This window comes from Micromonospora krabiensis, from assembly GCF_900091425.1.
Lineage (GTDB): Bacteria > Actinomycetota > Actinomycetes > Mycobacteriales > Micromonosporaceae > Micromonospora > Micromonospora krabiensis.
This window is the reverse complement of record NZ_LT598496.1, coordinates 6928520-6952560: the sequence shown is the minus strand read 5'-3', so window position 1 is coordinate 6952560 and position 24041 is coordinate 6928520. Positions and strand designations below refer to the sequence as shown.

General features: G+C 71.6%; 26 protein-coding genes. 17 read left to right on the top strand and 9 right to left on the bottom strand.

All coding sequences use genetic code 11. The features are described 5' to 3' along the window. Positions 1-96: 96 nt before the first annotated feature. Positions 97-906, top strand: a complete 810-nt coding sequence (locus GA0070620_RS31965) for a metal-dependent hydrolase (RefSeq protein WP_091597458.1) — start codon at positions 97-99, stop codon at positions 904-906. Beyond that, positions 903-1868, top strand: a complete 966-nt coding sequence (locus tag GA0070620_RS31960) for an amidohydrolase family protein (protein ID WP_091597455.1) — start codon at positions 903-905, stop codon at positions 1866-1868. Before GA0070620_RS31965 ends, GA0070620_RS31960 begins: the two co-directional genes overlap by 4 nt. Before the next feature lie 24 nt (positions 1869-1892). On the opposite strand, the gene GA0070620_RS31955 is transcribed toward GA0070620_RS31960, so the two are convergent. The 3 genes from GA0070620_RS31955 to GA0070620_RS31945 are packed head-to-tail and all read right to left on the bottom strand — an operon-like array spanning position 1893 to position 3177. Continuing rightward, the gene (locus GA0070620_RS31955) at positions 1893-2333 is read right to left on the bottom strand and encodes an SRPBCC family protein (RefSeq protein WP_091597452.1); all 441 of its coding nucleotides are present in this window, start codon (positions 2331-2333) and stop codon (positions 1893-1895) included. Positions 2334-2368: 35 nt separating this feature from the next. After that, positions 2369-2719, bottom strand: a complete 351-nt coding sequence (locus GA0070620_RS31950) for an ArsR/SmtB family transcription factor (RefSeq protein ID WP_091597449.1) — start codon at positions 2717-2719, stop codon at positions 2369-2371. Beyond that, positions 2716-3177, bottom strand: coding sequence for an SRPBCC family protein (locus tag GA0070620_RS31945; RefSeq protein WP_091597446.1), 462 nt, complete (start codon positions 3175-3177; stop codon positions 2716-2718). The genes GA0070620_RS31950 and GA0070620_RS31945 overlap by 4 nt, the downstream gene beginning before the upstream one ends. Before the next feature lie 279 nt (positions 3178-3456). On the opposite strand from GA0070620_RS31945, the gene GA0070620_RS31940 reads away from it, so the two are divergent. The 9 genes from GA0070620_RS31940 (at position 3457) to GA0070620_RS31900 (ending at position 14024) form a co-directional block, all read left to right on the top strand. Continuing rightward, complete coding sequence (locus GA0070620_RS31940) at positions 3457-4557, top strand: LacI family DNA-binding transcriptional regulator (RefSeq protein ID WP_231922501.1); 1101 nt, start codon at positions 3457-3459, stop codon at positions 4555-4557. A gap of 76 nt (positions 4558-4633) precedes the next feature. After that, on the top strand, positions 4634-5938 hold the full coding sequence (locus tag GA0070620_RS31935) for an ABC transporter substrate-binding protein (RefSeq protein ID WP_091597439.1): 1305 nt from the start codon (positions 4634-4636) through the stop codon (positions 5936-5938). A gap of 64 nt (positions 5939-6002) precedes the next feature. Beyond that, a complete protein-coding gene (locus tag GA0070620_RS31930; protein ID WP_091597436.1) occupies positions 6003-6983 on the top strand; it encodes a carbohydrate ABC transporter permease in 981 nt (326 codons plus the stop codon). Position 6984: 1 nt separating this feature from the next. Next, positions 6985-7875: a carbohydrate ABC transporter permease gene (locus GA0070620_RS31925; RefSeq protein ID WP_091597433.1), complete on the top strand. Its 891-nt coding sequence runs from the start codon at positions 6985-6987 to the stop codon at positions 7873-7875. Next, the gene (gene yicI / locus GA0070620_RS31920; RefSeq protein ID WP_091597430.1) at positions 7872-10100 is read left to right on the top strand and encodes an alpha-xylosidase; all 2229 of its coding nucleotides are present in this window, start codon (positions 7872-7874) and stop codon (positions 10098-10100) included. Before GA0070620_RS31925 ends, yicI begins: the two co-directional genes overlap by 4 nt. After that, positions 10097-11494, top strand: coding sequence for a GH1 family beta-glucosidase (locus GA0070620_RS31915; protein WP_091597428.1), 1398 nt, complete (start codon positions 10097-10099; stop codon positions 11492-11494). Before yicI ends, GA0070620_RS31915 begins: the two co-directional genes overlap by 4 nt. Before the next feature lie 137 nt (positions 11495-11631). Further along, positions 11632-12342 carry a hypothetical protein gene (locus tag GA0070620_RS31910; RefSeq protein WP_091597425.1) on the top strand — a complete coding sequence of 237 codons (711 nt, stop codon included), beginning with the start codon at positions 11632-11634 and terminating at the stop codon, positions 12340-12342. Positions 12343-12525: 183 nt separating this feature from the next. Next, positions 12526-13008 carry a helix-hairpin-helix domain-containing protein gene (locus tag GA0070620_RS33885; protein WP_231922033.1) on the top strand — a complete coding sequence of 161 codons (483 nt, stop codon included), beginning with the start codon at positions 12526-12528 and terminating at the stop codon, positions 13006-13008. Continuing rightward, the gene (locus GA0070620_RS31900; RefSeq protein WP_091597423.1) at positions 13005-14024 is read left to right on the top strand and encodes an OmpA family protein; all 1020 of its coding nucleotides are present in this window, start codon (positions 13005-13007) and stop codon (positions 14022-14024) included. Before GA0070620_RS33885 ends, GA0070620_RS31900 begins: the two co-directional genes overlap by 4 nt. A 68-nt stretch (positions 14025-14092) precedes the next feature. Here the strand turns inward: GA0070620_RS31900 and GA0070620_RS31895 are convergent, their stop codons facing one another. From GA0070620_RS31895 to GA0070620_RS31885, 3 genes are all read right to left on the bottom strand, one after another. After that, positions 14093-15037: an alpha/beta hydrolase gene (locus GA0070620_RS31895; protein ID WP_091597420.1), complete on the bottom strand. Its 945-nt coding sequence runs from the start codon at positions 15035-15037 to the stop codon at positions 14093-14095. Between the two features lie 192 nt (positions 15038-15229). Further along, positions 15230-15832, bottom strand: coding sequence for a TetR/AcrR family transcriptional regulator (locus GA0070620_RS31890; RefSeq protein ID WP_091597418.1), 603 nt, complete (start codon positions 15830-15832; stop codon positions 15230-15232). A gap of 84 nt (positions 15833-15916) precedes the next feature. Continuing rightward, complete coding sequence (locus tag GA0070620_RS31885) at positions 15917-16471, bottom strand: TetR/AcrR family transcriptional regulator (RefSeq protein WP_091597415.1); 555 nt, start codon at positions 16469-16471, stop codon at positions 15917-15919. 95 nt (positions 16472-16566) lie between these two features. Here GA0070620_RS31885 and GA0070620_RS31880 point away from each other — a divergent pair, with 95 nt between their 5' ends. The 6 genes from GA0070620_RS31880 to GA0070620_RS31855 all read left to right on the top strand — a co-directional run bounded on the left by GA0070620_RS31880 (position 16567) and on the right by GA0070620_RS31855 (position 21599). Continuing rightward, positions 16567-17499: an SDR family NAD(P)-dependent oxidoreductase gene (locus GA0070620_RS31880; protein ID WP_091597412.1), complete on the top strand. Its 933-nt coding sequence runs from the start codon at positions 16567-16569 to the stop codon at positions 17497-17499. Between the two features lie 36 nt (positions 17500-17535). Beyond that, positions 17536-17952 carry a hypothetical protein gene (locus GA0070620_RS31875; RefSeq protein WP_157741743.1) on the top strand — a complete coding sequence of 139 codons (417 nt, stop codon included), beginning with the start codon at positions 17536-17538 and terminating at the stop codon, positions 17950-17952. After that, on the top strand, positions 17949-18326 hold the full coding sequence (locus GA0070620_RS31870) for a PPOX class F420-dependent oxidoreductase (RefSeq protein WP_091597405.1): 378 nt from the start codon (positions 17949-17951) through the stop codon (positions 18324-18326). The genes GA0070620_RS31875 and GA0070620_RS31870 overlap by 4 nt, the downstream gene beginning before the upstream one ends. A 66-nt stretch (positions 18327-18392) precedes the next feature. Further along, positions 18393-19883, top strand: coding sequence for an MFS transporter (locus tag GA0070620_RS31865; protein ID WP_091597402.1), 1491 nt, complete (start codon positions 18393-18395; stop codon positions 19881-19883). 84 nt (positions 19884-19967) lie between these two features. After that, entirely contained in the window at positions 19968-20912 is a 945-nt protein-coding gene (locus GA0070620_RS31860) for an NAD-dependent epimerase/dehydratase family protein (protein ID WP_091597399.1), read from the top strand. Between the two features lie 99 nt (positions 20913-21011). Continuing rightward, positions 21012-21599, top strand: a complete 588-nt coding sequence (locus GA0070620_RS31855) for a dihydrofolate reductase family protein (RefSeq protein WP_091597396.1) — start codon at positions 21012-21014, stop codon at positions 21597-21599. A 27-nt stretch (positions 21600-21626) separates the two neighbouring features. Here GA0070620_RS31855 and GA0070620_RS31850 read toward each other — a convergent pair whose 3' ends face one another. The 3 genes from GA0070620_RS31850 to GA0070620_RS31840 form a co-directional block, all read right to left on the bottom strand. Next, positions 21627-21968, bottom strand: coding sequence for a hypothetical protein (locus GA0070620_RS31850; protein WP_091597393.1), 342 nt, complete (start codon positions 21966-21968; stop codon positions 21627-21629). Between the two features lie 202 nt (positions 21969-22170). Beyond that, a complete protein-coding gene (locus tag GA0070620_RS31845) occupies positions 22171-22656 on the bottom strand; it encodes a hypothetical protein (RefSeq protein WP_091597390.1) in 486 nt (161 codons plus the stop codon). Positions 22657-22754: 98 nt separating this feature from the next. Next, positions 22755-24023 (bottom strand): FAD-binding oxidoreductase, encoded by a 1269-nt coding sequence (locus GA0070620_RS31840; protein ID WP_091597387.1) that lies wholly within the window; start codon positions 24021-24023, stop codon positions 22755-22757. Positions 24024-24041: the final 18 nt, after the last annotated feature.

Sequence of the window (24041 nt, the reverse complement as noted above, 5' to 3'; positions counted from 1 at the left end):
CTGAGTGGACCGTCCGGGCGATTGCCCCACCGGCCCCGGCTCTGACTAAAGTGATCTCGCTCTGGCGCTCAAGATCCTGGGGAAGGTGAGCCGACAATGATGGGACCCTCGCACGCGCTGTCCGGCGCGGCGGTGTGGTTGGCCGGATCCTGGGCTCTGGACCAGTTCGCGGACTATCACCAGTCACCGCTGGCGCTCGCGGTCGGCACCGCCGTCTGCGCCGGTGGGGCGCTCTTCCCCGACCTCGACCTGTCCGGCAAGGTCACCCGCAACCAGGGGGGCGCGACCGTCGCCCGCACGTTCGGGGTGGTCAGCCTCTTCTTCGCCGAGGTGATGGAGAAGATCTCCCTCGGCGTCTACTACATGACGAAGCTGAGCAAGGACCCGAAGCGCAACAACGGCCACCGGACGCTGACCCACACCATCCCGTTCACCGTGCTGGTCGGCTGGGGCACCACCGCCCTGTGCGCCGCGTACGGCAAGTGGGCCGTCATCGGCATCCTCTTCTTCATGATCGGGTTGGCGCTGCGGGGCCTCTTCGACCGCTGGGCCGAGCGGGCCGGCTGGGTGATCGTCACCCTTGTCTCGCTCGCCGCGGCCTGGTTCACCTGGGCGAACCTGCCGGGTGGGCGGGGCTATCCGATGATCGGCGTCGCCATGGGGGTGGGCTGTTTCGTGCACATCCTCGGCGACATGATCACCCGGGCCGGGGTGCCGATCCTCTGGCCGATCCCGATCAAGCGCCGCATGTGGACGATGATCGGCCTGCCGAACAGCATCGCGCTGCGTACCGGCAGCAAGGCCGAGGTGGTCGTGCTGCGCGCCGCGCTGACCGTCGTCGCGCTGCTCGCCGCGGCCGGGCTGGTGGCCCGGCCCGTGCTGCAGAAGTTCGACATCGAGATATGACCGACCCGGCCGGTCGCGACGCCGGCCCACTCGACCCCGCCCGTGGCGCGGGGGTGAGCTTCCCGGGCAACCGCGGCCTCGCCGAGGGCGACGCCGCGGTTCCCGCATTCTGGCGCGGCCTGGGCCTGCCGGGCCTCGCGGACGTGCACGTGCACTTCCTGCCGCCCCGACTGCTGCGCCGGATATGGGCGTACTTCGACGCGGCGGGCCCACTGGTCGGCACCGAGTGGCCGATCCGGTACCGGTGGAGCGACGCCGAGCGGGTCGCGTACCTGGGGCGGCTCGGGGTGCGGGCCTTCAGCGCGCTGGCCTACCCGCACCGGCCGGGGATGGCCGCCGACCTGAACCGGTGGACACTCGACTTCGCCCGGAACACGCCCGGCTGCCTGCCCTCGGCGACGTTCTTCCCCGAGCCGGACGCGTCCGGCTACGTGGCCGAGGCGCTGGCCGCCGGGGCCCGGGTGTTCAAGGTCCACGTCCAGGTCGGCGGGTTCCCGCCCACCGACGAGGCCCTCGACGCCGTCTGGGGGCTGCTCGCCGACGCCGGGGTGCCGGTCGTGGTGCACGCCGGGCACGCGCCGGTGGGCACCGCGCACACCGGGCCGGAGCCGTTCGCCGCCGTGCTCGCCCGGCATCCCGCCCTGCGCGCGGTGGTCGCCCACCTCGGCGCGCCGGACTACCGCGCGTTCCTGGACCTCGCCGAGGCGTACGAGGGGGTGCGGCTGGACACCACGATGGCGTTCACCCCGTTCCTCGACCGACTCGTGCCCTTCCCTGACGACGAGCGGCCGCGGCTGCGGGAGCTGGGGCTGGCGGGCAAGGTGCTGCTGGGCAGCGACTTCCCGAACATCCCCTACCCGTACGCCGACCAGCTCGCCGGCCTGGCCCGGCTCGACCTCGGCGACGACTGGCTGCGGGCGGTCTGCTGGGGCAACGCCGCCGCCCTGTTCGACCTGGCCTGACCGCAGCCCTGTCCCTGGCCCGGTTCAGTGCCAGTCGCTGATCGGGACGTCCCGTGGTGACGGCGCGCCCGCACCGGTCTCCACCAGGGACTTGAGGCTCAGCAGGTAGGACGCCCATTTCGTGCTGCAGTGGTGCATGAACTCGACCGGCTCCCGCCAGCCCTGGTGCCGGAACAGCACGATCGTGTAGTCGCCGGCCTGACGCAGGTCCCAGTCGACCGTGGTCCCCATCCACTCCTCGGGGCCGTCGACCACCCGCCACACCACGCGCTCGGGCGGCCGCAGGTCGACGACCTCCATGTCGAAGCCGCCGGGCAGGAACCGGAACTCAAGGACGCCGCCGACGTCGCCGCTGCCCTTCGTGTCGTCGGTCCACCAGCCGGCGAGGCCCTCCACGGTCGTCAGCGCGTCGTAGACCTTCTGCGGCGTGGGGGTCTTGACCCCCACGCGGTGCAAGATGTCCATCTCTCTGCTCTCCTCGGTCTCGTTTGGTCTGGTCGTCAGTCCTGTCGGTTGCGCTGGATGGCCTCCGCGATCCGCTTGATCCGCTGGAGCCGGGCGTCCCACGCCGCCCCGACCGTCGACAGTTGGGCCACTGCCCGGGCGAGCTGCGCCTCGTCCACCCGGTACCGCTTCTCCCGGCCGGCGGGCGCCGGCCGCACGAGGCCGACCCGGTCCAGAACGGCGAGGTGCTTGGCCACGGCCTGACGGGTGACGGGCATCTGCTGGCTCAGACCGGTGGCGGTGCCCTCGCCCTCGACGAGCAGCAGGTCGAGCATCCGACGCCGGGTCGGGTCGCCGATCGCGGACCACAGGTCGTCGTCGATCCGGTCGGCCGCCACCGTGCTCACGGCCGCACCCCGAGCGTGGCGGCGTACGGCGCCAGCCGCGGGAGGTAGAAGTCCCAGCCGCTGACGTGGTCCCGGTACTGCTGCTCCAGGACGGCGATCTCCCAGCCCATCTCGCGGAAGCCGGTCTCGGTCATGCGGAGCAGCGTCCCGCCGCGGGACGGGGTCAGCTCGAAGGTGACCAGCAGCGAGTTGCCCTCCACGGCGGCCTCGCCGGCGGGGTGTGTCCACCGGAACGAGAAGCTGCGGGGTGGTCGCGCGTCGACGACGGTGAAGGAGACGATCGCTCCCTCGGCGTCGGGGTCGCCGAAGACGATCTCTCCGGTCGACCCGGGTGTCGGGTCGTACCGGGCGTCGTCCGGCCACCACTGCTTGAGGTGGTCGGGGCTGCTCACCACCTCGAAGACGACCTCGGGTGGCGCCTCGACCCAGATCTCGCGCTCGATGGTCCCGAACTCCATGACACCCTCCTGCAACCTTTGGTTGCGGGAAACGTTACCCGGGGCAGACCCGCACGCGCAACCAGAAGTTGCATGTCCGACTTGGCGATCCCGCCGGGCGGGCACCTCACGATCGGTGCCGGACGGACACCACCGGAGCCTCGGAGTACTCCGGATTTCTGTTTGACATCGGCTATTGACGCCCCCGTAACACGTGACCTACGGTTCGTCGAAACGGTTAGTCGAAGCGTTTCGACAGCCGGTGTTGAGCGTGACCAAAGGAGGTGCGCGGTGGCAACGATGCACGACGTCGCCCGCCTCGCCCGGGTCTCGGTCAGCACCGTGTCGTACGTGCTCACCGGCACCCGCCCCATCTCCCAGGCCACCCGCGACAAGGTCCTCGCGGCCATGGCCGAGCTCGACTACCAGCCCAACGCGATGGCCCGCGGCCTGGCCAGCCGCCGCAGCCGCATCGTCGGCCTGCTTATGCCGATGGACGAGCGCGGGCTGGGCGCCACCGAGACCGCCTTCGTGACCGGGGCCGCCGCCGCGGCCAGCGCCGCCGGCTACCACCTGGTGCTCTCCCCCGTCGGGGTCGGCGACGTCGACGACCTGCGCCGGCTGGCTAGTCAGCGCATGCTCGACGGCGCGGTGCTCATGGAGGTGCAGGTCAGCGACGCACGCGTGGGCGCCCTGCAGGAGGCCGGCGTGCCGCTGGTGCTCATCGGCCGCACCGGCGACACCAGCGACCTGTCCTACGTCGACATCGACTTCGATCAGACCGTCCGCGAGGCCGTCGCCCACCTGGTCGGCCTCGGGCACCGCCGGATCGTCTACGTCAACCACTCGGCCGCCACCATCGAGGCCGGCTACGGTCCGGCCGTACGCACCCGCGAGGCCTTCGTCGCGGCGATGGCCGGCCACGGCCTGGAACCGCTCATGATCCCCGCCGAGGACAGCGCCGCCGGTGGGCGCGCCGCGCTGGCCGCGGCGCTGGCCCGCACGCCGGACCTGACCGCCGTGCTGGTCATGAACGAAAGTGCGATCTTCGGGATCCTCGGCGAGCTGACCACCCGGGGCCTACGGGTGCCCGACGACGTCTCGGTGGTCTCGATGGTCACCTCGCCGCAGGTCGCCGAGCTGGCCACGCCCGCCCTGACCGCGATGACCTCACCCGGCTCGGCGCTCGGCCGGATGGCGGTCGAGGCGCTGCTGCGCCACCTGGAGGGGGCCGGCGAACAACACCAGCAGCTGCTGCCGTGCGCGCTGGAGATCCGCGGCTCGACCGGCCCGGCGTCCACCGCACCGGCCGGCACCGATGACCTGACCGACCACATCCCGGCGGCCCGCACCGGCCGCCACCGCATCGACCCGACCGGCTCCGGCCCGCCGGGCACGTGACAAAGCGCCCGTCGCCGCGCTGCAACGCGACGACGGGCAGGTAAGTACCGGCTCGATACTCACCAGGAGGATAGCAATGAGGCGTATCCGCAAGCTGGTCGTCGCGGTCGCGCTGGCCGCGACGGCGGCCACCACGGTGGCCGCCTGCGGCGGCGGCGAGGGCGGCGACGGTAGCGACGCCAAAACCCTCAAGCTCTGGCACTACGAGAGCGCGAACAGCGCGATGGGCATCGCCTGGGACCGGGCGATCCAGATCTTCAAGGACGAGCACCCGGGCGTCGAGGTGCAGTTCGAGCGCAAGGCGTTCGAGCAGATCCAGCAGAACGCCGGCATGATCATCAACTCGTCCGAGGGCCCGGACGTCATGGAGTACAACAAGGGCAACGCGACCGCCGGCCTGCTCTCCTCCCAGGGCCTGCTCACCGACCTGAGCGAGGAGGCCACCAAGCGCGGCTGGGACAAGGCGCTCAGCCCCAGCCTGCAGACCACCGCCCGCTACAGCGACAAGGGCGTGATGGGCTCGGGCAACTGGTACGGCGTGCCGAACTACGGCGAGTACGTGACGGTCTACTACAACAAGGACCTCTTCGACCGGTACGGCGTCAAGGTGCCGACCACAATGGCCGAGTTCACCGCCGCCATGGACACCTTCGTCGGCAAGGGCGTCACGCCGCTGGCCGAGGCCGGCGCCGAATACCCGGCCGGGCAGCTGTTCTACCAGCTCGCCCTCGCCAAGGCCGACCGCCAGTTCGTCAACAACTACCAGCTCTACCAGAACCCGGTGGACTTCCACGCCGACCCGCTGAAGTACGGCGCGGACACCTTCGCCGACTGGGTGCGCAAGGGTTACGTCGCCAAGGACTCGGCGAGCCTGAAGGCCGAGGACATGGGCACCGCGTTCATCTCCGGCAAGGCGCCGATGATCGTCTCCGGCAGCTGGTGGTACGGCCGCTTCAAGAGCGAGGCCAAGTTCAACTGGGACACCTTCCTCTTCCCCGGCAACACCCTCCAGGCCGGCTCGTCCGGCAACCTGTGGGTCGTGCCCGCGAACAGCAAGGCCAAGTCCCTGGCGTACGACTTCGTCGACATCACCCTGCGCCCGGAGATCCAGGCGCTGATCGGCAACAACGGCGGCGTCCCGGTCGCCGCCGACGCGTCGAAGATCACCGACCCGAAGGACCGCAAGCTGATCGAGAACTTCAACACGATCAGCCAGCAGGACGGTCTGGCCTTCTACCCGGACTGGCCCGTGCCCGGCTACTACGACGTGCTGGTCTCCGGCTTCCAGGGCCTGATCAACGGCTCCAAGACCCCGGAACAGGTGCTCGACACGATCGCCAAGCCGTACGCGGACGGCGTCAAGGAGATCACCGGCAAGTGACACGGCCAGCGGCGGGCGCGCCCGGTCACCGCCGGCGCGCCCGCCCCGCCGGGAAGGATCTCCCATGGCACTCCCCGAGACCGTGGCCGGCCCGGAACGGACCGCCACGCCACCCGCCCCGACCGCGACCCGCCGCGCACGCCGCGCACGCCGCGGCCGTGGCGCCGGGTACTGGCTCTACCTGCTGCCCGGCGCGGTGCTGTTCCTGCTCGTCATCGGCGCACCGCTGGTCGGCACCGTCTACCTCTCCCTGACCAAGTGGTCCGGCATCGGCGACCCGACCTTCGTCGGCCTGGACAACTACCGCAACCTCATGCAGGACGAGGTGTTCTGGACCTCGTTCAAGAACACTCTCGCGATGATCGTCGCCATGGTGGTCGTGCCCACCGTGGTCGGGCTGGTGCTCGCCGCCGTGCTCTTCGACGTCATCGGCCGGCGGTTCCGCCCGCGTACCGCCGCGGCCCTGCGCGCCGCCTTCTACCTGCCGCAGGTGCTGCCGGTCGTCGTGGCCGGCATCGTCTGGGGCTGGATCCTGCGCCCCGACGGCGCGTTCAACGGGCTGCTCGACGCGGTCGGTCTCGGCGCGCTGCGTCACGACTGGCTCGGCGACCCCGACACCGCGATGCCCAGCGTCATGGCGGTGATGATCTGGGTCCAGATCGGCTACCCCGTCGTCGTGTTCATGGCGGCGCTGCAGCGCATCGACCCCGAACTGTACGAGGCGGCCGAGGTCGACGGCGCCGGCTGGTTGCACCGGTTCCGGGCCATCACCCTGGCCCAGATCCGGCCGGAGACCTTCGTGGTGGCGCTGACCTGCACGATCGCCGCGCTGAAGGTGTTCGGACCGGTGTTCGCGCTGACCCGCGGTGGCCCGGAGAACAGCACCAACGTGCCGTCGTACTTCGCCTACTACACCTTCTTCAAGAAGCTCCAGGTCGGCTACGGCTCCGCGATCTCCACCGTGCTCACCCTGATCATCGTCGTGGTGGCCGTGGTGTTCATCGTCATGCAGTACCGCAGCGAGCGCCAGGACCGGGGGGTCTGACATGGCCGTCACACTCACACCGGCGCGGCCCGGGGCGACCCGCCGGTCCCGGCCGGCCCGCGACCGTCACCACCGCGGCGCGAGCCGCTGGATCGTCCTCGCCCTGGTCACCCTCGGCGCGCTCGTCATGCTGGTGCCGTTCGCGTTCATGCTGCTCAACGCGTTCAAGTCGCCCGGGGACTACTCGACGGGCGGCCCGCTGAGCTGGCCGTCGGAGTTCTACACCAAGGGTCTGCGGACCTACTGGACCGAGGTCGACTTCCCGCTCAAACTCTGGAACTCCACGCTCATCGCGGGCTCCGTCGCGGTGCTCGGCGTCGTCGTGTCGCTGCTCAACGCGTACGCCCTGGGGATCGGCCGGGTCCGCGGCCGGCTCTGGATCGTCGGTCTCTTCCTGCTGGCCAACATGCTGCCGCAGGAGGCGCTGATCTACCCGCTGTACTTCGTGGCGAAGGAGGTGGGCCTCTACAACACCCGACTCGCGGTGATCATCATCTTCACCGTCATCCAGAGCGCGTTCGGCACCTACCTGCTCGCCTCGGTGCTCGGCACGTTCCCCCGCTCCCTGCTGGAGGCGGCCTCGCTGGACGGCGCCGGCAGGTGGACGGTGCTGTGGCGGGTGGTCTTCCCCAACCTGCGCCCGACCCTCGCGGTGCTGCTCATCTTCTTCTTCATCTGGACCTGGAACGAGTTCCTCATCCCGCTGGTCATGCTGATCGACAACTCCACGCAGACCATCCCGGTCGCGCTCGCCTCGTTGCAGGGCGACCGGTTGATGGACGCGCCGACCACCAACGCCGGCGCGCTGATCAGCCTCGTACCGGCCATCCTCTTCTTCCTCATCTTCCAGCGCACCCTCTCGCGCGGCATCACGGCAGGAGCCGAGAAGTGAAGTTCACCGACGGGTACTGGCAGCTACGACCGGGGGTCAGCGTGCTGCGCCCCGGCGTGGTCGAGTCGGTCGAGCCCGACGACCGGGAGTTCACCGTCTTCGCACCCACGGGGCGGATCCCCGGTCGGGGCGGCACCCTCAACCGGCCGGTCGTCACCGCCCGGTTCTTCTCCCCCGCCCCCGGCGTCGTCGGCGTGACCATCGCCCACCACCTGGGCGGCACCCCGAAGCTGCCCGCGTTCGCGCTGAACGAGGGCGGCGACCACCCGGTCACCGTCGACGTCACCGGCGTCACCGCCACCCTGACCACCGGTGAACTCACCGCCCGGGTCGCGCTCGTCGACGGCTGGCGGGTCGACTTCCTGCACGGCGACCGGCTGCTCACCTCGTCCACGGAACGCAGCGTCGGGCTCGTCACCGACGCCGACGGCCGCGCACACGTCCACGAGCGGCTGGGCCTCGACGTCGGCGAGACCGTCTACGGCCTCGGCGAGCGATTCGGCGCGTTCGTCAAGAACGGGCAGACCGTCGACATCTGGAACGCCGACGGCGGCACCGCCAGCGAGCAGGCGTACAAGAACGTGCCGTTCTACCTGAGCAACCGCGGCTACGGCGTGTTCGTCGACCACCCCGAGCACGTCTCGTTCGAGGTCGGCTCCGAGGTGGTGTCGCAGAACCAGTTCAGCGTCGAGGGGCAGACCCTCACCTACTACCTCATCGACGGGCCCACCCCGAAGGACGTGCTGCGCCGCTACACCGCCCTGACCGGGCGGCCCGCCCGGGTGCCGGCCTGGTCGTACGGGCTCTGGCTGTCCACGTCGTTCACCACCTCGTACGACGAGAAGACCGTCACCGAGTTCATCGACGGGATGGCCGAGCGGGACCTGCCGCTGTCGGTGTTCCACTTCGACTGCTTCTGGATGCGGCAGTACCACTGGGTCGACTTCGTCTGGGACCCGGCGACCTTCCCCGACCCGGAGGGGATGCTGCGCCGGCTGCACGAGCGCGGCCTCAAGGTCTGCGTGTGGATCAACCCGTACGTCGCCCAGCGGTCCTACCTGTTCGAGGAGGGCCGCCGCGCCGGCTACCTGGTCCGCCGGCCCGACGGTTCGGTGTGGCAGTGGGACAAGTGGCAGGCCGGCATGGCGCTGGTCGACTTCACCAACCCGGACGCCGTGGCCTGGTACACCGGCAAGCTCAAGGCGCTGCTGGACATGGGCGTCGACTGCTTCAAGACCGACTTCGGCGAGCGCATCCCCACCGACGTCGTCTGGCACGACGGGTCGGACCCGCAGCGGATGCACAACTACTACACCCACCTCTACAACCAGGCGGTCTTCGAGCTGCTGGAGGCCGAGCGCGGCGAGGGTGAGGCGGTGCTGTTCGCCCGCTCGGCCACCGCCGGCGGGCAGCAGTTCCCGGTGCACTGGGGCGGCGACTGCGAGTCGACGTTCGTGTCGATGGCCGAGTCGCTGCGCGGCGGCCTGTCCCTGGCCGCGTCCGGCTTCGGCTACTGGAGCCACGACATCGGCGGCTTCGAGGGCACCCCCGACCCGGCGGTGTTCAAGCGGTGGATCCCGTTCGGGCTGCTCTCCTCCCACTCCCGGCTGCACGGCTCCGGCTCCTACCGGGTGCCGTGGGCCTTCGACGACGAGGCCGTCGACGTGCTGCGGCACTTCACCCGCCTCAAGATGAGCCTCATGCCGTACCTGGCGGCGGCCGCCGAGGAGGCGCACCGCGACGGGGTGCCGATGATGCGCCCGATGGTCGTCGAGTTCCCCGACGACCCCACCGCCGCGTACCTGGACCGGCAGTACATGCTCGGCCCCGATGTCCTTGTCGCCCCGGTGATGGACGCCGACGGCGAGGTCACCTTCTACGTGCCGGCCGGCACCTGGACACACCTGGTGACCGGCGCGCAGCTCACCGGGCCGGCCTGGGTGACCGAGAAGCACGAGTTCGACAGCGTGCCGGTGCTGGCCCGTCCGGGCGCGGTGATACCGTTCGGCGCCCGCGCTGACCGGCCCGACTACGAGTGGGCCGACGGGGTGCGCCTGCGGCTCTTCGCTCCGACGGAGGGGCAGCGGACCCGGGTGCGGGTGCCGTCGCCGGACGGGCCCGGCGCGGAGTTCGAGGTGCGCTACCAGGACGGCACGGCAACCGCCGACCTGGTCGCCGGCACCTCGACGGGCTACGACTGCGAGGTACAGGGGGTACGGCGATGACGGGACACGTCTTTCCGGAGAGCTTCGTCTGGGGCTCGGCCACGGCGGCCTACCAGATCGAAGGCGCCGCGACCGAGGACGGCCGAGGAACGTCCATCTGGGACACCTACAGCCACACCCCGGGCCGTACGCTCAACGGCGACACCGGCGACGTGGCCGCCGACCACTACCACCGCTACGCCGAGGACCTCGGCCACATCGCCGACCTCGGCCTCGACGCCTACCGGTTCTCGATCTCCTGGCCCCGGGTCCAGCCCGGCGGCTCCGGCGCGTTCAACCGGGCCGGCCTGGACTTCTACTCCCGGCTCGTCGACGGCCTGCTGGAGCGCGGCGTGCGCCCGGTGGCCACCATGTACCACTGGGACCTGCCGCAGGAGCTGGAGGACGCCGGCGGCTGGCCGGTGCGGGACACCGCGCTGCGCTTCCAGGAGTACGCGGCCGGCATCGTCGAGGCACTCGGCGACCGCGTGCACACCTGGACCACGTTCAACGAGCCGTGGTGCTCGGCCTACCTGGGTTACGCCTCCGGCGTGCACGCCCCGGGCCGCACCGAGCCGGCGGCGGCACTGGCCGCGGTGCACCACCTCAACCTCGCGCACGGTCTCGCCGGGCGCGTCGTGCGGGAGCTCGCCCCGGCCGCCGAGCTGTCGGTCACGCTGAACCTGCACGTCATCCGGCCGGCGTCGGACTCCGCCGCCGACCGGGACGCGGTGCGGCGCATCGACGCGCTGGCCAACCGGGCGTTCCTCGGCCCGATGCTCGACGGGGCGTACCCCGCCGACCTGCTGGCCGACACCGCCGCCGTCACCGACTGGTCGTTCGTGCAGACCGGCGACGAGAAGGTGATCGCCGTGCCGCTGGACGTGCTCGGCGTCAACTACTACTCCAGCACCCTCGTCCGCGCCTGGGACGGGGTGTCGCCGCGCTCCGACGCGGACGGGCACGGCAAGTCCACGGCGACGCCGTGGGTGGGTGCCGACAACGTCGACTTCCTGCCCCAGCCCGGCCCGTACACGGCAATGGGCTGGAACATCGACCCGGCGGCCTTCACCGAACTGCTGCTGCGCCTGCACCGGGAGTACCCCGGTCAGCCGCTGATGATCACCGAGAACGGCGCCGCGTTCGACGACGTGGTGGAGGCCGACGGCACGATCCGCGACGACCGGCGCGTCGACTACCTGCGGCGGCACATCGCCGCGGTGGCCGAGGCGCGCGCCCAGGGCGCGGACGTCCGCGGGTACTTCGTCTGGTCGCTGCTGGACAACTTCGAGTGGGGCTACGGCTACGACCGCCGCTTCGGGATCATCCGGGTCGACTACGACACCCAGGTCCGCACCTGGAAGCAGAGCGCGCACTGGTACCAGCGCCTCGCCGCCACGGGCAAGCTGGGCTAGCCGACCGGCGTACGACACGAGGCTCTGGCCCGGTGGTCTCCCACCGGGCCAGAGCCATATCCGCCGCCCACCGGGATCGCTTGCCGCCCGGACCTACCGTGAGGCTCTCGGGGCCCCGACACACCGGGTGGGCAGCCATGCAGATCATCGAGCACAGCATCATCGGCACCCGCTCCGCCGTCATCCGCCTGCGCCGCCCCGGCAGCCGCCTGCAGATCGTCGTCTTCCCGATGCTGCACGTGGCGAGCCCGCAGTTCTACGCGGCGGTGACGGACCGACTCCGGCGCTGTGACGTGCTCGTCGTCGAGGGCGTCAGCGGACGCTCGGTCCTCGGCTGGGCCCTCACTCTCACCTACCGGGTGATGCCGGCCAACAAGCGTTCCGGGCTGGTCGTCGACAGCATCCCCTACCGCTCCCTCGGCGTGGAGCTGATCACCCCGGACGTGACGGCGGCGGAGTTCGCCCGAAGTTGGCGGGCCATGCCCCTGCGCTACCGGCTGCTCATGTGGTGCGCCCTCCCGTTCGTGGCCGTCGCGCAGTTCTTCGAGGGCACCCGACGCCTGCTCTCACCCGAGGTCGAGCTGAACGACCTGCCCACCGGCCGGGACGAGAGGTACGCCGACAGCGAGCTCACCGAGCAGGCCGAGCGCACGTTCGGCGGTGACCGGGACGAGCGGGTGCTGGCGGCGCTGGGCGAGCTGATCCGGACGCGCTCGGCGGAGCCGATCGACGTGGCGGTCGTCTACGGCGCGGGCCACGTGCCGGCGATCGTACGCGGCCTGGCCGACCGGCACGGCTACCGCCCGCGTACGGGCGAATGGATCACCGTGCTGGAGGCACAGCCGTGATCAAAGCGCGACAGGCCCGGACCGGCAACGGCACAACCGTCCACATAGGATAGCCGCGCCCCAGAGCTGGGGATCGCGTGCCCGCGCGCGCCGGAGCCGCATCGGAATCGGTCGGATCACCTCCTGGCCCGCCATCGAGTCGGGCGACGCATCAACGTTTCCGTTCACCTTGGAGGCCTCACCGTGGCCTGGTTCATCAACCAGTCGCTCCTCATCATCCTGGCAGCGTTCCTTCTCGGGCTGCTCGTCGGTTGGCTCGTCTGGGGCAACCGGACGGCACCACCCGCGCCGACCGCAGCAGCGCAGGCGGCCCCGGGGAGCGAGGGCGACCGGCGTCCCGCCCTCGGCGCCGAACCGGTCACCGAGATCGCGCTCCGGTCCACGCAGCCACCCGTCGGCCGGAACGACGAGTTGGAGCGCATCGAGGGCATCGGCCCGAAGATGGCCGCCGCGCTCCGGGACGCCGGGATCCGCACCTTCGCCCAGCTCGCGGCCACCGACAACACCACGCGTCGCACTGCCATCGAGGCGGCCGGACTGACCTTCGCGCCCAGCCTGGTCACCTGGGGTCGACAGGCCCAACTACTCGCCGACGGCGACGAGGTCGGCTTCGCCGAGCTCACCGCGCGCCTGGTGGCGGGTCGGGACACGGAGGCCGTCCTGTGAGCCGCACGCCAGTCGACAAGGCGAAGCTCCGGCCGCTGGTGGCGCTGATCGTGGCCGTGCTCGGGCTCGTCCTCCTCGCCACGGTGCAGCAGTTCCCCAACCGGCACCGCATGGAGGCGGACCTGACCCAGCGCTCCCAGCACGCCCTGCGGTCAGCCGGCCTGTCCGACGTCCGGGTCGCCTTCACCGGCCGCGACGGCACCCTGACGGCCGCCACCTCCGCCGACGCCGAGCGGGCGCTCGGCATCGTCCGGGACCTGGAGGGCGTACGGGCGGCCGAGGCCGAGGTGCCGCCCGCGACGGCGACCGAGACGCCCTCGGTGCGGTGGTCCGTGCGCGACGGCCGGGCGTCGATCACCGGCACCGTGCCCACAGAGGCTTCCCGGGCGGCGCTGGTCGACGCGGCCACCGCCATCGGCGTCGGCATCGTCGAGAACGGGCTCACCGTCGACGCCCGCGTCACCGACGCGGCGCTGCCCGGTCTGCCCGCCGTCCTGCACGCTCTCGGTGGACACATCGACGGCGTACGGATGGAACTCGGCGGCGGCACCCTCACCCTCACCGGCGCGGTCGGCTCGGAGGTCGACCGCAACGCGGTGCTGACGGCCGCGCGGGGCACCGGCGCCACGGTGGTCGACCGGATGGAGGTCCCCGACGTCGGCCCTCAGTTGGGCCGACTGCCCCGGCTCACCTTCGCCACCGGCACCACCTCGCTCACCGCCGAGTCCGAGGCGACCCTCCGCACCGTGGCGAAGATCCTCACCGCAAACCCGAGCGTCCGGCTGCGCATCGAGGGCCACACCGACTCCACCGGATCGGTGGCGTCGAATTTCGCCCTCAGCCGGGAGCGCGCCACGGCCGTGCGGGACTTCCTGGCCCAGCGGTACGTGCCCGTCGACCGGCTGAGCGTCCGCGGGTACGGCGAGGCCGCTCCGCTGCTCCCCAACAGCACCGCGGCCAACCGGGCGGAGAACAGACGGGTGGAACTGATCGTCAGCGGCGCCCCGGCGCCGTAGCGGGACACCGGTGGACGGGACGGCGCGGGTGACCCTGGTCGGGTCGCCCCGCCCGTCCGGTCACGCCGCTACCGCGTTGTGCTCAGAAAGTGGCGGGCGGCGGCGTCCGAGGCCACTTTCACCAGCCCGGGCTGGTCGTAGAAGTCGAACTGGGAGACGTCGTCGAGCCAGATCTGATCAACCCGGCCCGGGACCTTCGCGACGAACTCACGAACGCTCTCGGGGCTCGCCGCCGCGTCGCTGTGCATGACGAAGAGCGGTTGTCGAAGGCCATCGACGGCCGCCTGGGCGTCGTACTCCAGCCACCGCGTCCACGAGGCGAGGTTGAAGGTGTTGTCCCACTCCGGGATCATCCCCCGGTTCGGGTTGGTGTAGTAGTCCGCGCCTGGCGCGGGAGCATCCGCCGATTCCGGCACGCAGGGGACCAGGCGTTCGTGACCGGTTCGCTCGTACTCGGCTTCGGCCGCCTGTGCCATGTCCAGCAGCGCCTCGGCCGCCTGCTGGCCGCCAAGCGTCTCCACGACCGTCTCCCGGCTCGGCAGGGCCGGAGCGACGAGCGCGAGCGAGGTGATACGCGCGGTCCGGGTCGCGGCGGTGGCCAGGTAGGCGGCGCTGGCGCAGATGCCGAGACCGACGATCGCGTCCGGGTCGACATCGGAGCGCGTGGCGAGGAAGTCGGCGGCGGCAACGATGTCGGCCGCCTTGGCGAAGGGGTCCTCCATCGACCGTCGCCGTCCGCCGCTCTGACCCCAGCCTCGGAAGTCGAACGCCAGGGCGATGAAGCCACGCGCGGACATCTCGCGGGCGTAGCCGGCGGCCATCTGCTCCTTGACCGTCCCCCAGGCGCCCGTGACGACCACTGCTGGACGAGGCCCGTCTGACGCGGCGGCCGGCAGATAGAGGTCGCCCACGAGCGACTCGTCCGACGAGGCAAACGTCACCCGCTCGACGCGAATCCGGTCCGGCCGACTCGCTGTCTCCGACGTTGCCTGTGGCGTGTTCGACGACGTCATCTTCACTCCTCTGGTGTGTGTCCTGGCCCGACGCACGCCCGGTCCTGACGGACACCTCCGACGCTCGGCAGGTCGTCCCCAGCGACGCGACACAAAAGCGGGGCGCACGTTCCGTTTTGAGATTAGCGGAACGAGCGCCCCGTTTACCAGGGTGAGGTCAGGCGCGATCAGGAGATCCGGGTCACTGGGCCACTACTCCTCGTCGTTCGATCCAGTCCCGGCCGGGGAAGAGCCGGGCGCCGCCAGGCCGGCCCGGACCACGTCGTACATACGGCGCATCAGCCCGTCGTCACCCCGGAACCGCCGCATCGCCTGCAATCCGACGACCAGGGTCTTGACGTCGGCTGCCCGTAGGTCGGACCGGACCGCTCCGGCCCGCTGGGCCTGAGCGAGGATGTCGGCCACCACCCCCATGAACTCGCGCTCGGCATCCGGTAGAGCCGCCGCCAGGTCGAAGCCGGTCCCCGCGAGGGCATCCGTAAACCCGAGATCACTCACACCCTGCTCGGCCATGAGAAACAGAAAGGCGTAGAGACCCTCCCCCGGGTCAGCCTCCGCCTCGGCGCGGGCCCGCTCGATGACCTGGCGCATCCGGTCGGCCACGATCGCCCGGAGCAGCGAGTCCTTGGTCGGGAAGTGCCGGTACACCGTGCCCGCACCCACGCCGGCGCGACGGGCGATCTCGTCGATGGGGACGCCCGCACCCTCCGCGGCGAAAGTCTCGTAGGCGACCCGCAACACCCGCGCCCGATTTCGGGCCGCGTCCGCGCGCAGCGGCCGAGATGCCTGCGTCACCGCTCCTCCTAACAATCGGGCGTGCGTTCCGCCACGCTTCCCAAGCGGAACGATCGCCCCGATTCTACCGGGAGAACCGCGGCCTCAGCCCATCTCGGAGGCGCCACCCTCAACGACGAGGCCGTCGAGCATGACCTGGATCGCCTTGCTGCGCGCCTCGTCACTGTCGGCCGTGAGGGTCATGCGGACGAAGGTCGCGATGTCCTCGGCGGTGATGCCGGCTCGGAGGCGGCCGGCGGCACGCAGTCGGTCCGTGGCCGGGCCAACCACGGACGTGATGAGGCGCTGGGCATGATCGTCGGCCCGGTCGCCCGCACCCGCCAGCCGCGCGAAGGTCGCCACCTCCTGCTCCGACATGTCGCAGCTTTGGGTGAAGACCGCCCGGAACACCCCAACCGGGTCCTCGTGCCCCATCGCGAGCTCGGCATTGTGCCGCACCGCCGCGGCGAGGTCGTCGAGGACCGCCTCGATCAGGCCCTCCTTCTCGGGAAAGTGCCGGTAGAGCGTGGTGGTCCCGACGCCGGCCCGACGCGCGATCTCCTCGAGTGCGACCTCCGGGCCGTGCTCGGCGAACGCCTCACGGGCGGCGGTGACCAGCCGCTGCCGGTTACGGAGCTGGTCGCGGCGGGGAGCCCGCATGACTGGCACCTCCGGTGTCGAAGTGGTGGCGACATCACCACTTTAGCGCTACCGTTCAAAACGGAGATGCCACTACCGTTTTGCTGGAGGAAGTCTTGGCCTGGAACCCGGAGGTCCTGCCCGACCTGACCGGCCGGACGTATGCCGTTACCGGCGGCAACGCCGGAATCGGATACTTCATCGCCGAACAGCTCGCCGCCGCTGGTGCACATCTGGTGATCCTCGGCCGCAACCCCGACCGGATGGGCGCGGCAGTGACGGCGATCCGTCACCACGTCCCGACCGCCGACGTCACCACGATCCCGCTGGACCTGGCCGACCTGGAGTCGGTGGCGTCGGCCGCGGCAGCCCTGACCCGGCTGGACCGCCTCGACGCGCTGATCCACAACGCCGGCGTGAACGCACCGGCGCGGCGCGCGACCACCCGGCAGGGCCTCGAACTGACCGTGGGCACCAACCACCTCGGGCACGTCGCCCTCACCGCGCTGACCCTGCCGGTCCTGGCCGCGACGCCGGGCAGCCGGATCGTGCCGGTGGGCAGCATCATGACCAGACGGACCGGGTTCGACCTCGACGACCTGCTCAGCGAGCGGTCCTACACGCCCCGGCAGGCGTACGTCCGGTCGAAGCACGCGGTGCAGATGTTCGGCCTCGAACTCGACCGCCGCCTGCGCCACGCCGACGTCGACGTCCGGTCGATCGTGGTGCACCCCGGCCTCGGCCTGGACGGGGCCAGCCCACGACGACCCGGCGTCAACCAACCCTCGCCCCTCGCCCGGTTCTCCGCTCGGCTGCTGTCGCCGTTGGCGCAGGGCAAGCACCGGGCCGCGTGGGTGGCGGTGCGCGCCGCCGTCGATCCCGGGGCCGAAGGCGGGCAGTACTACAGCCCCCGACGTCGAGGGATCGGCGTCCCCGTGCTCGGCACGCCGCCCGAGGTGGACACGGACCGGGACCTGGCGGCCCGCCTCTGGTCGATGTCGCAGGAGCTGACCGGCGTCGACTTCCCGGCCCTGGCCGCACGCCCGTAACCGACCGAGCACGTCGAAACGACAGGAGAAAGACAGATGAGAGCAGGAAACGGAAGAGCAACCTTCTGGACGCTGACCACACTGGGCGCGCTCGGCGGCGCGCTCGGCGGCCTGGGCGTGGTGAGTCCCGAACGCCAACTGCGCCTGTCGGGGTTCGAGAACCCGACCCGGCGAGGACCCGGTGACCAGACGTCCGCCGTCCTCGGCAGCAGCTCCTTCGCCGCGATCGGCGAGGGCGGGGCCTACCTGGTGGGAGCCGCGAAGGGCTGGCCGGGCTTTCCCGCGTACGTGATGGCCCGACGGCTGCTCATGGCGGGCGGCCTGGCCGGGCTCGCCGCCACCGGACGCGCGCCCCGGGCCTTCCTCAACGCGGCCGCCTGGGAGGCACTCGGGGCGCTCGCCATCGGCGCGGCGTCCTGGCTGGACCGGCGACCCGCGGAGCGGCCGGCGTGAGCGTGCCCACCGAGATCGCCCGCGCCCGGTACGCCACCGTCACCACCTACCGCAGGGACGGACGACCGGTACCCACCCCGGTCGGCCTCGTCGCGGACGGCGACGAGCTGTTCGTGTTGACCCAGCGCGACAGCGGAAAGGTCAAACGGATCCGCAACAACGCCGAGGTGACGGTGACGCCGTGCGACATGAGCGGTCGGATCGCCGTCGGGGCGCCGACCGTACCGGGGCGGGCGCGGCTGCTGGACCGGGCCGAGACCGCCCGGGTACGCCGGCTCATGTCGCGCCGCTACCCCATCTCCCGATTGGTGTTCGGCTTCGACCTGCTGTTCGGACGGCGTGACCGCAGGGTCGGCATCGCCATCGCGCTCTGACTTTCCGCGTCCATTACCACCCATCCACCCGATTCGTTTTCAGCAGAACAGGTACAGGTGCAACACATGTCCCACCCGGTCCAGGCCAACCCGCGCCGCTGGTTGGCCCTGATCTTCATCTCACTGGCTCAACTGATGGTCGCTCTGGACGCGACGGTGGTGAACATCGCGCTCCCGTCGGCACAGCACGAGCTGGGCTTCTCCGACGGCAACCGGCAATGGGTGATCACCGCGTACACGCTCGCGTTCGGCGGCCTCCTGCTCTTCGGCGGCCGGCTCGCGGACATCGTCGGCCGCAAGCGGATCTTCCTGCTCGGACTGCTCGGTTTCGCGGCCGCGTCGGCACTCGGCGGCGTAGCCACCAACACCGGCACGCTGCTGGCCGCCCGCGCCCTCCAGGGGGTGTTCGCCGCGCTCCTCGCCCCGGCCGCGTTGGCGCTGCTCTCGGTGACCTTCACCGAGGCGAAGGAACGGGCCCGCGCGTACGGCGTGTTCGGGGCGATCGCCGCGGCGGGCGGCGGGGTCGGACTGATCCTCGGGGGCGTCCTCACCGAGTACCTGGACTGGCGTTGGGCGCTGTTCATCAACGTCCCGTTCGCCCTCGCGGCCGCGACCGGTGCGATCCCCACCGTTCGCGACGCCGTCGGTGTCCGCCGCCGCGACCGGCTGGACATCCCCGGTGTCGCGCTCGCCACCACCGGCCTCATCGCCCTCGTCTACGGCTTCACCCGCGCCGAGTCGGACGGTTGGGGCGCCGGCTGGACTCTCGGCTCGTTCCTCGCGTCCGCCGCCCTGCTGCTCGCGTTCGTGTTGGTCGAGACGAGAGTGCCCAACCCGCTGCTGCCCCTGCGGGTGTTGACCGACCGCACCCGAGCCGGCGTCTACCTCTCGACCGGGCTCTCCATGGTCGGCATGTTCGGCCTGTTCCTCTTCCTGACCTACTACCTACAGGTGGTCCAGGCCTGGTCCCCGGTCCGCACCGGGCTCGGCTTCCTGCCGCTCATCATCGCAATGATCATCGGCCCGACCCTGATCGGCGCCCGGCTCAGCCACCGCGTCTCGCCCCGGGCGCTCATGGCCGCGAGCTTCCTGATCTCGGCGATCGGCCTGCTCATGCTCACCCGGATGACGGTGGACAGTTCCTACGCGGCCCTGCTCCTGCCCAGCCAGGTCCTACTCGGCCTCGGCACCGGCACCGCGTTCCTGCCGGCGTTGAGTCTGGCCACCCACGGGCTGCGCGCACACGACGCCGGCATCGCCTCCGCGATGATCAACACGTCGCAGCAGATCGGCGCCTCGATCGGCACCGCCCTGCTCAACACCGTCGCGGCCAGCGCCACCGCGGGCTGGCTCCTCGACCACGCCAACGGGCCCGCAACGAACAGCCAGGCGATCGTGCACGGCTACGCCACTGCCGTCTGGTGGGCCGTCGGCATCCTGGTCGTCGCCGCGCTCGTCGCGCTCACCTTGGTACGCGTACGCCCGCAGGGCGGCAGCGTGCCAGCGGACGAGGCTGGCGGCCCGGCGGACGACCTGACCCCGATCCTCGTGCACTGACCGGACCGGCACGAAGCTGACAACGGCACAGTCCACACCGCTGATGTCTTGACAAGCCCTCGGGTCCGTTGTGGACGATGGGGCGTGCGAATCCTGGTGGTGGGTGGAAGCGGTCTGATCGGCGCCCATGTCGTGGACGTGCTACGCGAGCGGGGTCACGGGGTGACCATCGTGGCCCGCACCGCCCGCGCGGGCGTCGACCACGTGCTCGACGTCGAGTCCGCCTCGGTCGACGACCTGCGGCCGCTGCTCCGCGGCTGCGACGGCGTCGTATACGCCGCCCGCACCGACGAGCAGCGGCCGCTGCCCAAGCCGATCTACCCGGCGTTCCACCGGGACATCGTCGCGCCGGTGGCGCGACTGTTCACCGCGGCCCGCCAGGAGGGTCTCCGCCGCGGGGTCGTCATGGGCTCCTACTACACCTACTTCGACCGACTGCGTCCACAGTGGCGGCTCCCGGAACGACACACGTACATCCGGTGCCGGGTGGAACAGGCGCGGGAGGCACGGGCGGCCGCCGGCCCGGACCTGCCGGTCGCCGTGCTGGAGTTGCCGTTCGTCTTCGGGCGGGTCGGCGACCGGCTGCCGAACTGGGCCGGTCCGCTCGACCGGTGGGCGCGGTCCCGCACACCCCTGCTCGTCCCCGTGGGCGGGTCCGCCGCGGCCTCCGCGCGCAGCGTCGCCGAGGTCACGGTCGACGCCCTCGACCAGGCCAGCGGCGCGGACATCCCGGTGGCGGACGAGAACCTGACGTGGCACGACATGGTCGCCCGCATCGCCGAGGCCGTCGGCCGGGGACGCCGCGTCGGTCGCCTGCCGGCCGGCGCCGCACGAGCCGCTCTCCGAGCCGGCGGCGCGGTGCAGGCCCTCGGTCGCAAGGAGTCGGGCGTGAACCTCACCCACCTCGCCGACCTCCTGCTGGCCGAGCTGTTCATCGAACCCACGACCGGCCGGTCGCTCGACGCGGCGCTGCGCGAGACCTTTCCCGACACGGCATCGCCGCACGATCGTGTGCCGCCGACGCGCTGACGCCGGCGGGCGGCCTAGGGTCGGTATGAAGCCCGCTGTCGAGCCGAGGCGGAGTCCGGCGGTAGTCCTCGCGGATCGCCACCACTGGAGGAGGGGACGATGGGCCGCTTCCTGTACTGGATGAACGTGTCCCTGGACCTGCGGATCGAACAGGTCCCCGGGGACAACGGCGGCGGCGAGTGGCTGCGCATCGGCGAGGAGCTGCACCGGGAGTTCAACGCCCGAGCGCGAACCCTCGCGGGCATGGTCCAGGGCCGGGTCATCTACGAGACGATGGAGGAGTACTGGCCGCGGGCACGCGAGGACGCGTCGCTGCCGGACTTCATGCGTGAGTACGGCGAGATCTGGACCTCCACGCCCAAGGTGCTCGTCTCCCGCACCCGCCGCAGCGCCGACCACCGCACGCGGATCATCGGCGGGGACGACGCGGTCGAGCAGTTGGCCGCCCTCAGGGCCGACACCGAGGGCACCCTCGGGGTGGGTGGCGCGACGCTCGCCACCCAGTTGCTCCGGGCGGGGCTCCTCGACGAACTGCTGCTCTTCACCCACCCGGCTATCCTGGGCTCCGGCCGCCCGCTGTTCGACGACTGGGACAGGCCGATCGCGCTCGATCTGATCGAGCAGCGATCGTTCCCGCAGGGCGTCACGATGCACCACTACGCCGTCCGGTCGGCGACCTCGCACTGAGGCCGGTCGCGGACGGCTCGGCGCCGATCAGACGTGCAGGAGGTCGAGGAAGTCCGCGGCGTCCGGGAACGGCCGGTCCTCGGCGAACTCGCCGATGTAGACGACAGCCTCCTCGTCCTGGGCATAGGAGAAGGCGTCCAGGGCCGGACCGATCACGAGGATGTTGCCGCCACGTCGCCAGGCGGCGTACCGCCACGAGTACCGACCGACGGCGAGGTGCCGGCCCTCGGCCCGGACGTCACACTCCGGTGGACCGAGCAGCTCGGCGAACCGGGCGATGGCCCCGTCGACGTGCGCCCGAACTCCTCGCTGCCCGCCCCCCGCTGGCTCGACCAGCCAGGCAGCGAGCCCCAGAAGTCGTCCGGCCACAGCTCCCCGCCCACCCCGCAGGAATGGGCGAACGGCAGGTAGCGGCACTCGTCTGGGGCACGCGGCGACGTAGCTCTCGACGACGATCACGTCCTCGTCGCCCCGCTGGTGATCATCCGACACGGTCCAGGATTCTCCCGACGCCGGCACCGGGGGCAAGCGCGGACCCGACTGTTCTTCGGCCCCGGCGTCGACACGGACGTCAGGGCGCTGGGGTGGTCCCGCCGCCGAAGACCGGGTCGAGCCGCCGCGCCAGCCGGCTGGACAGCACCCGGGTGGCCGCGGCCACCGCCGGATACACCGCCACCGGGGCCACCATGGCCAGCGCGGCGATCACACCGACCAGGACGGTGGCGGTCGGCGAGACGGTCACCAGCGCCACCGACACCGCGACGAGCGCGGCGAGGAGCATCGCGGTCGCGCCACCGACGAGCGCGCCGAGGAAGCGTCCGCGGCGCCGCCGGATCGCCTCCCCGAGCAGGACCGCGGGGACCACCAGCAACGGCACCACGACGACACCCAGCACGGCGGCGAGCAGGACCAGCAGCGGTCCGGCGAGCGGCCCGCCGGCGTCGGTGTCCGTGACCAGGGCGTACGCGAGCAGGGCAAGGTAGCCCAGCAGCCCCTGCAACGTGAACACCAACCAGGCGCCCAGCGCCCCGGCGACGTGTCGAGCGATCGCTCCCACCGTGCTGCTCCCCCGTGCCCCCGACGCGTCCGGTCGGATCGCGCGTCGACGCTATCGCAACGGTTCCGGCTCGTGGGGTTGCGACGCCAGCACGAGCGTCAGGCGGTGGCGGCGGTCGCCACCGGACATCCGACAGTGTCAGCCGGCGGGACGGCGAGGCCGGCGCCGAAGACGTTCTCCGGGTCGTGGGTCGCCTTGATCCGGCGCAACGCCGCCCAGTTGCCCACCGTGAACGCCGACGCGGTCCGGGACGGGTCGGACAGGAAGTTGAGGAAGCTGCTGCCGAGGCCGGCGCGGGTCAGCGCCGCCGCCGTGCGGTCCGACGGGACCGTGTCGACGATGACCGACAGCGGGGCGTCGCGGTGCGCGGCGGCCCCGGTGTCGCGGGCGATGCGGCCACCCCAGTGACGGATCTCGACGGTGGCGTCCGGCTCGGCCACCAGCGCCGCCACGAGGTCGTCGTCGAGGGTGCGGACCTGGTCGAAGGTGCGCGCGAAGGTGCCACCCATCGCGGCCCGCGCGTAGTCGACGACCCGCATGCCGTCGGCGACGACCGGTCCCGCGACCGCCCACAGCGGCGCGAGCAGGGCTCGTCCCTGGTCGGGGTCACCGGCGTACATGGCTTTGACCACGAGTGAGCCGTCGCGGGTGAGCAGCAGCGCGGTGCTCAGCGCATCGGGCACCCGCTCGATCCACCGCCGGTAGAAGGCGATCGTCTCGGCGGCCCGTTCCCGGCCGAAGGTGACCGCGCCCGCGAGCACCCGGGAGACCGGGTAGAGGCGGAACTCGAGTGCGGTGACCACGCCGAAGGAGCCTCCGCCGCCGCACAACGCCCAGAACAGGTCCGCGTCGCGGTCGGCGCTCGCCGTGGTGACCGTGCCGTCGGCGGTGACGACCTGGGCGCGCAGCACGCTGTCGGCGGCGAGGCCGTGCCGACGGGCCAGCCAGCCCAGGCCGCCGCCGAGCGTGTAGCCGGTCACGCCGACGTCGGGCGACGAGCCGGACAGCGCCGCCAGCCCGAACGGCGCGGCCGCGGCGAGCACGTCACCCCACCGGGCACCCGGACCGACGCGGGCGATCCGGCGGTCCGGATCGATCAGGACAGCGGTCATCGCGCCGGTGTGCAGCAGCAGCGCGCCGTCGTGCGCCACGTGGGTGCCGTGCCCGGTGGCCTGCACGGCCAGCGGCAGCGCGTGACGGCGGGCGGCCAGCACCGCCTGGCGTACGTCGGAGGTGTCGGCGGCCCGGACCACGACGGCGGGCCGCGGGTCGAGCGCCGGGTTGAGAGGCTTGCGGTGATCGTCGTAGCCCGGGTCGCCGGGCAGCAGGACGGGGCCGGTGGTCCGCAGGTTGTGTCGAATCGTCATGCCGGTTCGACCGCCGGG